This is a genomic window from Buchnera aphidicola str. APS (Acyrthosiphon pisum), assembly GCF_000009605.1.
In the GTDB taxonomy this organism is placed as follows: domain Bacteria; phylum Pseudomonadota; class Gammaproteobacteria; order Enterobacterales; family Enterobacteriaceae; genus Buchnera; species Buchnera aphidicola_I.
Window position 1 is genome coordinate 33472 of the sequence record NC_002528.1, and the last position, 12437, is coordinate 45908.

The window sequence follows — 12437 nt, forward strand, 5'->3', positions numbered from 1 at the left end:
ATTTCTTTTTTAATGATTATAATATAATTTAATATTAAATCATCTTTTAGAATATTTTAAAAAATCTAAAATGATGATTTAATACTTATAAATTTTTATATATTTCAATAGTCAAAGACTAATGTTTAAAATGCCTTTTTTTAGTAAAAATCATCGTTATATTATGTTCATCTGCAGCTCGAATGATTTCTTCATCTCGTATAGAACCTCCCGGTTGAATTATAGAGCTAATACCGACAGAAGCAGCTTCATCGATACCATCTCTAAAAGGAAAAAAAGCATCAGAAGCCATAGTGGCACCAATAATATTTTTACCCTGATCTTTAACTTTTATATTAGCTAATTTAGTTGAATAAATCCTGCTCATTTGACCCGCACCAATTCCGATAGTAATTTCATCAGAACCATATACAATTGCATTTGATTTTACAAATTTAGCAACTTGCCAACAAAAGATAGAGTCTTTGAGTTCTTTTTTTGTTGGACTACGTTTTGTAACAAAACTCCATGAGTTATAATCTATATTATGAGAATCGTATTCTTGTACAAGTAGACCATTAGTGATCTTTTTTAAATCCAATCCAACTGTATTATTTTGTAATTTTCCAGTAACTAGTACTCTTATATTTTGTTTTTTTTGTAATATTTTAACTGCTTTTTTACTGATTTCGGGAATAATAATAACTTCAACAAATTGTTGATTAATAATTGTTTGTGCTGTTTTTTCATCTAATTTACAGTTAAAAGAAATTATACCTCCAAATGCTGAAATAGGATCAGAATTGTATGCAGATAAATATGATTCTAAAATATTATGACTAACGGCAACGCTACAAGGATTTCCATGTTTTACAATAACACATGCTGGTTTAGTGAATTGTTTTACACACTCTAATGCTATATCAGAATCTGATATATTATTATATGATAAAGTTTTTCCTTGAATTTGACATGCTGTACTAATTGTTCCGGAATCACACATGTTTTTTTCTATATAAAAAGACGATTTTTGATGATAGTTTTCTCCATATCTTAAATCTTGTTTTTTAATAAAAGAAAAATTTATTTCATTCGGGAATAAACTATTATTAGTTTTTTTATACAAGCTATTTTGTTCAATGAAATACTGAGAAATAATTTGTTCATAGTATGATGTATATTCAAATGCTTTAGATGCTAAATTAAATCTTTTTTCCATATTCATTGTGTTATTGTTAATAGAATCAATAGTAGATTGAAAATCATCAAGATCTACTATAACTATAACGTTCTTATAATTTTTTGCAGAAGCACGTACGAGTGTCGGTCCGCCTATATCAATATTATTGACAACATTATCTATATCATTTTTTTTTATGTTTTTGATTTTTTCAAATGGATAAAAGTTTACGATAACTATATCAATTGGACAAATATTATATAATTTCATAATCTCCTGATCTTTTTGTTTTTGTCCTAAAATACCACCCATAATTTTTGGATGTAATGTTTTTACTCGTCCATCCATGATTTCAGGAAATTTTGTATAATCTGATATTTCTGTAACAGGTATATTGTTTTTTTTTAAAATTTGAGCCGTTCCTCCTGTTGAAAATAAATTAATTTTATTAATTATTAATTTTTCTGCTACTTCTACAATATTTTTTTTGTCTGAAACGCTAATTAACGCATTTTTTATAAGATTATTTGATGGCATAATATATTTTCTTATTTTTAAAAAAAAATTAAAATATTTTGTTATATAATATAAAGATATTTTTTATATTTAGACTATTTTAAATATATAATACTAATTTAGTAAGGGGCACTACGCCCCTTCTTTAAATACTTCATAAGTTATAATTGTTTGATTGCATTTTTTAATGTTTTACCAGATGTAAAACTAGGAACTTTTGTAGCAGGTATCTGTATTTCTTTTCCTGTTTGAGGATTTCGTCCTGTACGGGACGATCTTAAATTAACTTTGAAAGTACCAAAACCAACTATTTGTACAGATTCACCTTTTTTCAAAGAATCAATGATAGTTGATAATGTTGTTTCTAAAGTCAATTTTGCTTGTATTTTAGATAAATTAGATTTTTTAGAAATGACATTAATTAATTGAGTTTTATTCATTATTATCCCTTTTTTATTTATATGTAAAAATTAATAATTTATTTAGATATTTTGTAAATATAAATTGAAAAAATTTATTTTGAAAATTATATTTTTTGATGATAAATTTTTTTATACTTATTTGATATAAAAAGAAAAAATATATTTTTTCATATTATAAATTCTATATTAATTAAACATGTTATTTTTGAAAAAATAATATAAAAAAAGAATCAGATTTCAAATTTACAATTGAATAAAATTTAAATATATAATATATCTAAAAATCATCAAAAAAATACGGTATGAAAATCGCAGTTTTATTTTTAATAAATTGTTATTTTTTTTAAAAAATAACAGTATTGATTTCTACATGATTTCAATTTTATTCAAATTAAATAGTGATATATTTTTATTAAAATTATCTGATATGTTTTATGAATTTGAAGCGTTTTTATATAAAATATATATAAGATTTTTTATTTTTAAAATAAATTATTTATTATATATATTTCAAATATATCATTTTAAATTCACTCCTTTATTAAACCTTCGAAATACAATGAATTTTTTTAAAATAGTACGAATTTTAAAAAATATAATCACTGTTTTTAAATAGTATTTTTTTAAATAATTATTATTTTATTTTATAAAATAGTGTTATATATTTATATTATAATATAAAATTATCATGTTTTTACTGTGGCTGCTTTTAAGAGCAGCCATAATTTATATATACAAAATATTAAGATGATTTATTTTTCTATAAGAGCAGAATTTAATAATTCTGAAAGACTAGCAGAAGCTTCTTCAGCACTAATTTGAGAACTGCTAACTGTTGGATTGTTATGTTTTTTTTGACGACGATTCAAACGTTCTTTGTGATATGCATATCCTGTTCCTGCAGGAATTAAACGTCCAACAATTACATTTTCTTTTAATCCTCTTAATTCATCTCTTTTTCCTGCAACTGCAGATTCTGTTAATACTCTTGTTGTTTCTTGGAAAGAAGCTGCAGATATAAAAGATTCTGTCGCAAGTGATGCTTTAGTAATTCCTAATAAATCTCTTGAAAAAGTAGCTGGCATTTTCTTTTTTTTATCTAACATGCGATTTGATATTTTTATATGAGAAAATTCAACTTGTTCACCTTCCAGAAAATCTGAATCTCTTGATTTAACTACAGTAGCTTTTCGAAGCATTTGTCGTATAATTACTTCAATATGTTTGTCGTTAATTTTTACACCTTGTAAACGATATACTTCTTGTACTTCATTCACTATATATCTAGTTACAGCTTGAACACCTCTTAATCTTAAGATATCATGTGGTGATTCCGGCCCATCAGATATGACATCTCCTCGATCTACTCGTTCTCCTTCAAATACATTTAATTGTCTCCATTTTGGAATCATTTCTTCATAAGAATCACTACCATCTACTGGTGTAATTACTAATCTTCTTTTACCTTTAGTTTCTTTTCCAAAAGATATAATGCCACTAATTTCCGCTAAAATTGCTAATTCTTTTGGGCGTCTAGCTTCAAATAAATCTGCTACTCTTGGTAATCCACCTGTTATGTCTTTAGTACCTCCAGATTCTTGTGGGACTCTCGCTAATGTATCGCCTGAACTGATTTGTACTCCGTCATCAAGTTGAACGATTGCTTTTCCAGGTAAGAAATATTGAGCCGGCATATCTGTTCCTGAAATAAGAACATCATTTCCATTACAATCGATAATTTTTAATGCTGGTCTTAAATCTTTACCACTAGACATTCTTTCTGCTGTATCTAATATTACTATAGAAGACAAACCTGTTAGTTCATCTGCTTGTCTTGTAATACTTTGACCATCAATCATATCTACAAAACGTACTAACCCATTAACTTCAGTAATAACTGGCATGGTATGTGGATCCCATTTTGCAACAGTTTCCCCTGAATGTACTTTTTCACCGTCCCCTTTAGCCATAATAGCTCCATAAGGAACTTTATAGCTTTCTTTTGTTCTTCCAAAATTATCGATAATATTTAGTTCTACATTTCTTGAAGTAATTACTGTTTTACCAGCAGAATTAATTACAAATTTTGCATTATTAAGATTTATAATACCTTGATTTTTTACTTGAATACTAGATTCTGCTGCAGCTCTGGATGCTGCACCACCAATATGGAAGGTTCTCATAGTTAGCTGTGTGCCTGGCTCTCCTATAGATTGTGCAGCAATTACCCCAATTGCTTCTCCTTTATTGACTAAATTACCTCGTGCTAAATCTCGACCATAGCAGTAAGCGCATACACCAAAATCAGTATCACAATTTACTACTGATCGTACTTTGACATTATCTATAGAATTATGCTCTAAAAGATCACACCATTTTTCATTTAGAAGTGTATTTCTTTTGATTAATATATTTTTAGTATTTGGAATAATAATATTTTCTGCAGTAACACGACCTAAAACACGTTCACGTAGTGGTTCTTTTACATCTCCTCCTTCAATTAATGGAGTCATTAAAATTCCTTCATGTGTTCGACAATCATCTTGTGTTACAACTAAATCTTGAGCTACATCTACTAAACGACGTGTTAAGTATCCAGAGTTTGCAGTTTTTAGTGCTGTATCAGCTAATCCTTTACGAGCTCCATGTGTAGAAATAAAATATTGTAATACATTCAAACCTTCTCTAAAATTAGCTGTAATTGGTGTTTCAATAATAGAACCATCAGGTTTGGCCATCAATCCTCTCATACCAGCTAATTGACGAATTTGTGCGGCAGAACCACGTGCCCCTGAATCAGCCATCATAAATATACTATTAAAAGATATTTGCTTTTGTTTGTAACCTTTTTTGTTGATAACAGATTCTGTAGATAAGTTTTGCATCATCGCTTTTGCTACTCGTTCATTAGCTGCCGCCCAAATATCAATAACTTTATTATATCTTTCACCCGCAGTCACTAATCCAGATTGGAATTGTTCTTGTATTTCAGCAACTTCAATTTCAGCCTCATTGATGATATTTGCCTTTTTTTCTGGTATTACCATATCATCAATACCTACCGAAGCTCCAGATCTTGCTGCATAAGCGAATCCGGTGTACATAATTTGATCAGCAAAAAAAACAGTAGATTTCAGTCCTAAAATACGATAACAAGTATTAAGCATTTTAGAAATATCTTTTTTACCTAAAGTTTGATTAACAATACTAAAAGGTAGTCCTTTTGGGATAATCATCCACAAAATTGCTCGACCTATAGTAGTAGGAATTATTTTTTTTATTGCAGTAAAACTTTTATCTTCATTTTTTTTATATTCTATTATTCGAACTTTTACTAGTGAATGTAGTTCAGCAATACCTAAACGGTATACTTTTTCTGCTTCATTAGAACCATTTAATAACATACCTTCACCTTTTCCATTGATTTTTTCGCGAGTCATATAATACAACCCTAAAACAACATCTTGAGAAGGTACAATAATTGGTTCACCATTTGCAGGTGATAAAATGTTATTAGTTGACATCATTAAAGCTCTAGCTTCTAACTGTGATTCTAGAGTTAATGGGACATGGACAGCCATTTGGTCTCCATCAAAATCAGCATTGTAAGCTGCACATACTAATGGATGAAGTTGAATAGCTTTTCCTTCTATAAGGACTGGCTCAAATGCTTGAATACCTAATCGATGTAAAGTAGGTGCACGATTTAAAAGAACTGGGTGTTCGCGGATTACTTCGTCTAAAATATCCCACACTATTGCTTCTTCTCTTTCCACCATTTTTTTTGCTGCTTTAATAGTAGTGGCTAAACCACGCACTTCTAATTTGCCATATATGAACGGTTTAAAAAGTTCTAATGCCATTTTTTTAGGTAGACCACATTGATGCAAATGAAGATAAGGACCTACAGTAATTACTGAACGACCAGAATAATCTACACGTTTCCCAAGAAGATTTTGTCGAAATCTTCCCTGTTTTCCTTTAATCATATCAGCTAATGATTTAAGAGGTCTTTTGTTTGATCCTGTAATTGCTCTACCTCTTCGACCATTATCTAATAAAGCATCTACTGCTTCTTGTAACATTCTTTTTTCATTGCGTACAATTATATCTGGAGCTGCTAAATCTAATAAACGTTTAAGACGATTATTTCTATTGATCACTCGACGATACAAATCATTTAAATCTGATGTTGCAAATCTACCTCCATCTAATGGTACTAATGGTCTTAGATCAGGTGGTAATACTGGTAATACGTTAAGAATCATCCATTCAGGTTTATTATGCGATTGAATAAAAGATTCTAATAGTTTAATTCTTTTTGTTAATTTTTTTCTTTTTGTTTCAGAATTTGTTTCATTTAGTTCTATTCTCAATACATTACATTCTTGTACTAAATTAATATCTTTCAATAAAAATTGAATCGCTTCCGCTCCCATTGTAGCATGAAATTCATCTCCAAATTCTTCCAATGAATCTAGATATTGTTCTTCGGTTAAAATTTGACGTTTTTCAAGATTAGTCATGCCTGTTTCTATGACAACATAAGATTCAAAATATAGTACTCTTTCAATATCTCTTAAAGGCATATCTAATAATAAACCTATTCTTGATGGCAAAGATTTTAAGAACCAAATATGAGCTGTAGGTGAAGAAAGTTCTATATGACCCATTCGTTCACGTCTAACTTTGCTTTGTGTTACTTCAACACCACATTTTTCACAAATTACTCCTCTATGTTTTAATCTTTTATATTTACCACACAAACATTCGTAATCTTTTACTGGACCAAAAATGCGAGCACAAAATAATCCATCTCGTTCAGGTTTAAATGTACGATAATTAATAGTTTCAGGTTTTTTGACTTCCCCAAATGACCATGATCTGATCATATCAGGTGAAGCTAACGAGATTTTAATAGCATCAAAATCTTCATTTTTAGTTTGGGATTTTAGAAATTTTAGTAAATCTTTCACACGTTAGCTCTCGTTGGAGTAAAACTTTTAAGGTAAATAAATAATACATAAATATTTTTATAATATTGCTAATTTTGTTATTCGCTTTCTAGTTCAATATTAATCCCTAATGACCGAATTTCTTTTAAAAGTACATTAAAAGATTCTGGCATTCCAGGTTCCATTTGATGATTTCCATCTACAATATTTTTATACATTTTAGTTCTTCCATTAACGTCATCAGATTTCACGGTTAACATTTCTTGTAACGTATAAGACGCTCCGTACGCCTCTAATGCCCAAACTTCCATTTCACCGAAACGCTGTCCACCAAACTGAGCTTTTCCACCTAATGGTTGTTGAGTCACTAAACTATAAGATCCAGTAGAACGAGCATGCATTTTATCGTCTACTAAGTGATTTAATTTTAACATATACATATAACCAACAGTAACAGGTCTTTCAAATTTTTCGCCTGTTCTTCCATCAAAAAGTATAATTTGACCTGAAGTAGGTAAACCTGCAAATTTCAACATTTGTTTTATTTCATTTTCTTGTGCACCATCAAATACCGGTGTAGAAATAGGGATGCCATTTTTTAAATTCTTTGCTAAACGTAATATTTCTTCATTGGAAAATGTATCTAAATTTACTTTTTGTCTCAGGTTATCTCCTAAGTCAAAAGCTTTTTGTATAAATTTTCGTAAATTAGATATTTTTTCTTGTGTTTTAAGCATATGATTGATTTTATCACCAATACCTTTTGCCGCCATACCTAAATGTGTTTCTAGTATCTGACCGATATTCATACGAGAGGGTACACCTAATGGATTTAAAACAATATCAACTGGTATACCATTTTCGTCATAAGGCATATCTTCAACAGGATTAATTTTAGAAATTACTCCTTTATTTCCATGTCTTCCTGCCATTTTATCGCCAGGTTGAATCTGACGTTTAACTGCTAAATACACTTTAACTATTTTTAAAACACCAGGAGCAAGATCATCGCCTTGTGTAATTTTTTGACGTTTTATTTCTATTTTTTTATTAAATTCTTCTTTTAATTCATGATGTTGTTTAGCAAGTTTTTCTATTTCTTTTTTTTTGTCTTTTTGTTTAATGTCTACAGAAAACCATTTTTCAAAAGGTAGTGTATCAAGCTGTTTTGTTTCAATATCAAGCGATATAAAAGTTTTTTTAATATGAGTAAATAAACTAGATTCAAATATTTTGAATTCTTCAGTAAGATCTTGTTTGATTTTCTTCAGTTGCATGTCTTCAATTTCTAAAGCTCTTTTATCTTTTTTTACACCATCTCTTGTAAATATTTGTACATCTATCACGGTACCTGATACTCCATTCGGTACTCGTAATGAAGAATCTTTTACATCTGATGCTTTTTCACCAAAAATAGCACGTAATAATTTTTCTTCTGGAGTTAATTGTGTTTCCCCTTTTGGAGTTACTTTGCCAACTAGTATGTCGCCGCCAGTTACTTCTGCTCCAATATAAACAATTCCTGATTCGTCTAATTTAGATAATGCAGCTTCTCCTACATTTGGTATATCTGAACTAATTTCTTCTGCTCCTAATTTAGTATCTCTTGATATACAAGATAACTCCTGAATATGAATTGTGGTGAAGCGATCTTCTTGAACAACCCTTTCTGAGACTAATATTGAATCTTCAAAATTGTATCCATTCCATGGCATAAATGCTACACGCATATTTTGTCCTAATGCAAGTTCTCCTAAATCTGTAGATGGACCGTCTGCTAGAACATCACCTTTTTTAATTTTTTCGCCTAAATTAACGCAGGGCTGTTGATTAATACAAGTATTTTGATTAGATCGAGTATATTTAGTAAGATTATAAATATCTATTCCAGCTTCTCTTGAATACATTTCTTTTTCATCTACTTTTATTACTATACGTGAAGCATCTACATATTGAACAACACCACTTCTTTTAGCTACTGCTGTAACACCAGAATCTACTGCTACTGCTCGTTCCATTCCGGTCCCTATCAAAGGTTTATCTGTTTTAAGGGTAGGTACTGCTTGACGTTGCATATTAGCACCCATCAGTGCTCTATTAGCATCATCATGTTCAGGAAAAGGAATTAAAGACGCTCCAACAGATACAATTTGTTGAGTAGATACATCCATATAATTTACTTGATTACGGTTGAATAAACTAGATTCGCCTTTATGTCGGCAAGTTACTAAATCGTCAGTAAAAAAACCAGTTTTATCGATATTAGTATTAGCTTGTGCAATAATATAATTGCCTTCTTCTATAGCTGATAGATAATGAATTTCCTCACTAACTAAACCGTTACAAACTTTTCGATAAGGTGTTTCTAAAAATCCATGAGAATTTGTTTGAGCGTACACAGATAAAGAATTAATTAATCCAATATTCGGACCTTCTGGTGTTTCGATAGGACATACTCGTCCATAATGTGTTGGATGTACATCTCGAACTTCAAAACCTGCTCTTTCTCTGGTTAAACCACCTAAACCTAATGCTGAAATTCTTCTTTTATGCGTAATTTCTGATAAAGGATTATTTTGATCCATAAATTGTGATAATTGACTAGAACCAAAAAATTCTTTAACCGCAGCTGATATTGGTTTAGCATTAATCATATCTTGTGGCATAAGCGCATCTAAATCGCCGATAGACAATCTTTCTTTAACTGCTCTTTCCACTCTTACTAAACCGATTCTAAATTGGTTTTCCGCCATTTCACCTACTGATCTAACACGTCGATTTCCTAGATGATCAATATCATCTACTTCTCCTTTTCCATTTCGGATATCGATAATTTTTTTTATAACATCAATGATGTCTTCTTTATTTAACGTACTTGAACCTTTAGTTTCTTCACGTAAAAGGGATCTGTTAAATTTCATTCTACCTACAGTAGAAAGATCGTATCTGTCTTCAGAAAAAAATAAATTTTCGAATAAATTTTCTGTTGCCTCTTTAGTAGGTGGTTCTCCTGGCCTCATAACTCGATAAATTTCTATTAAAGCACTCATACGATCATTAGATGAATCTATTCGTAACGTTTCTGATATATATGGACCATGATCTAAATCATTAGTAAACAATGTTTCAATAGAGTAGAAACCTAATTTTTTTAATTTTTCTAATATCTCTAAAGATAATTCTGTATTAGAAGAAATAATTGTTTCGCCTGTTTTTTTATCTACATAATTTTTAGATACAATTCTTCCAAGAATATATTCAACAGGAACTGTGATAGATTTTATTTTATTATTTTTTAATTCTTGAATATGTTTAGCAGTAATACGACGACCTTTTTCTACATATATTATTCCATTTTTTTTAATATTAAATGATGCAGTTTCACCTCGGAGTCTTTCGGGAACTAATTCTAATACAATTTTGTTATTTTCTATTTTAAAAATATTTTTCTCAAAAAATATGTTTAATATTTCTTCTGTATTATAATTAAGAGCCCGCAAAATAATGCTTACTGGTAGCTTTCTACGTCTATCAATTCTAACAAATAAATTATCTTTTGGATCAAATTCAAAATCTAACCAAGAACCGCGATAAGGAATAATCCGGGCATTATATAGAACTTTTCCTGAGGAGTGTGTTTTACCTTTATCACTATCAAAAAAGACTCCAGGACTACGGTGTAACTGAGAAACAACTACTCTTTCTGTTCCATTTATTATAAATGTTCCATTGTTAGTCATTAATGGAATTTCACCCATATATACTTCTTGTTCTTTAATGTCTTTAACAGTAGCTTCTAATATGTCACGTTCGTAGATAACAAGGCGTAATTTTACTCTCAGTGCCGCCGAATAAGTAGCACCTCTTATTTGACATTCTTTAACATCAAATATTGTTTCTCCTAAACGGTAACTAACATATTGTAATTCAGAGTTTCCATTATAACCGCGAATAGGAAATACAGAACGAAATGCTGCTTCTAATCCGTGTTGACCTGATAAATCTGGTTGAATAAATTTTTTAAAAGAATTTAATTGAATCGAAAGAAGATATGGTATATCTAACACTTTAGGACGTTTGCCAAAATCTTTACGAATACGTTTTTTTTCGGTATAAGAGTAAACCATGGGGTTCCTAAGCTCGTTGACAGATAAGTTGAAAATTAATTTATCTTTTTGTCTGAAGGGGAGACAGTTTTAATATTTCCGTAAGAATTTTAATTACATTTTGTATTTTTTTTAAATGTTTTTTAAAAAATGATTTGAATTTTATTTTGATCAACAGGGCTGGTGAAGCAACATCACCAGCCGTATTTGAAAATTAATTAAATTATAAAATTTAATATTTTTATTTAATTTCGATTTCGGCACCAACATCTTCCAATGTTTTTTTAAGTGATTCTGCGTCTTCTTTGCTGATATTTTCTTTTAAAACTGTTGGGGCAGATTCTACTAAATCTTTGGCTTCTTTTAGTCCTAGACCGGTTGCACTACGTACAGTTTTAATTACTGACACTTTATTTGGCCCAATAACTTTTAAAAAAATATCAAATTCTGTTTTTTCTTCGCGTAAATCTTTTTCATTATGGTTGTTGCTATTAATAGACATGCTAGCAGAGACACCAAATTTCTCTTCCATTGCTGTAATAAGATCTACAACATTCATAACAGACATTTCTGATATAGCTTCTAAGATTTGTTCTTTAGTAATAGACATAACAATAATTCCTAATAACCATTAGAATTATTTTAGATGTTATTAATACATCAAAAATAATAACCTTTAAGAGGTTTCTTTTTTCTGTTTTATAGCAGATAATGTATAAATTAGTTTTCCGGCAATCAACATCTTCCATGTTAACAGAAGTTTGATTATTGCTTCTTTATAAGTAGGCATATCTGCAAGTTGATTAATTTCTAAAATAGAGAGTAATTTTCCTTCAAAAGCTGCTCCTGTAATTTTAAATTGTGTGTTTTTTTTTGAAAATTCTTTAAATAATCTAGCACCACTACCTGGATGTATCATAGAATAAGCGATAAAGGTAGAGCCTTTTAATTTTTTTTTTAAACACTCAAAAACAGTATTTTTAATTGCTAAAGACAACAGAGTGTTTTGAACAATGCTCATTTTCACTCCTACTTCACGTCCAGATTTTCTTAACTCGTTTATTTTATTTACACACACACCCTGTAAATCTGCAGTAACAGCTGATAATGCTGTGTTAGATATTTTATTAATTTTTGAAACAATTATTTTCTTGTCATGAATACTTAATGCCATTTATCAGATTTTCCTTATTGATCTAGAGAAAAATAATTTGAATTAATTTTAAAGAAAGACAGTAAGCATGATAATTCGTTTTTTCAAAATATACTTTGATAGAAT

At 29.5% G+C, this 12437-nt stretch carries 6 protein-coding genes; all 6 read right to left on the reverse strand.

Annotated features, from left to right (window positions below; translation table 11 throughout):
• Positions 1-118: 118 nt before the first annotated feature.
• On the reverse strand, positions 119-1696 hold the full coding sequence (gene purH / locus BU_RS00205) for a bifunctional phosphoribosylaminoimidazolecarboxamide formyltransferase/IMP cyclohydrolase (RefSeq protein ID WP_010895909.1): 1578 nt from the start codon (positions 1694-1696) through the stop codon (positions 119-121).
• Between the two features lie 140 nt (positions 1697-1836).
• Positions 1837-2115: an HU family DNA-binding protein gene (locus BU_RS00210; RefSeq protein WP_010895910.1), complete on the reverse strand. Its 279-nt coding sequence runs from the start codon at positions 2113-2115 to the stop codon at positions 1837-1839.
• 734 nt (positions 2116-2849) lie between these two features.
• Entirely contained in the window at positions 2850-7073 is a 4224-nt protein-coding gene (gene rpoC / locus BU_RS00220) for a DNA-directed RNA polymerase subunit beta' (protein WP_010895911.1), read from the reverse strand.
• Between the two features lie 77 nt (positions 7074-7150).
• Positions 7151-11179: a DNA-directed RNA polymerase subunit beta gene (rpoB, locus tag BU_RS00225; RefSeq protein ID WP_010895912.1), complete on the reverse strand. Its 4029-nt coding sequence runs from the start codon at positions 11177-11179 to the stop codon at positions 7151-7153.
• A 220-nt stretch (positions 11180-11399) separates the two neighbouring features.
• A complete protein-coding gene (rplL, locus tag BU_RS00230; protein WP_009873996.1) occupies positions 11400-11768 on the reverse strand; it encodes a 50S ribosomal protein L7/L12 in 369 nt (122 codons plus the stop codon).
• Positions 11769-11834: 66 nt separating this feature from the next.
• Positions 11835-12332 (reverse strand): 50S ribosomal protein L10, encoded by a 498-nt coding sequence (rplJ, locus tag BU_RS00235; protein ID WP_009873997.1) that lies wholly within the window; start codon positions 12330-12332, stop codon positions 11835-11837.
• Between the last annotated feature and the right edge of the window lie 105 nt (positions 12333-12437).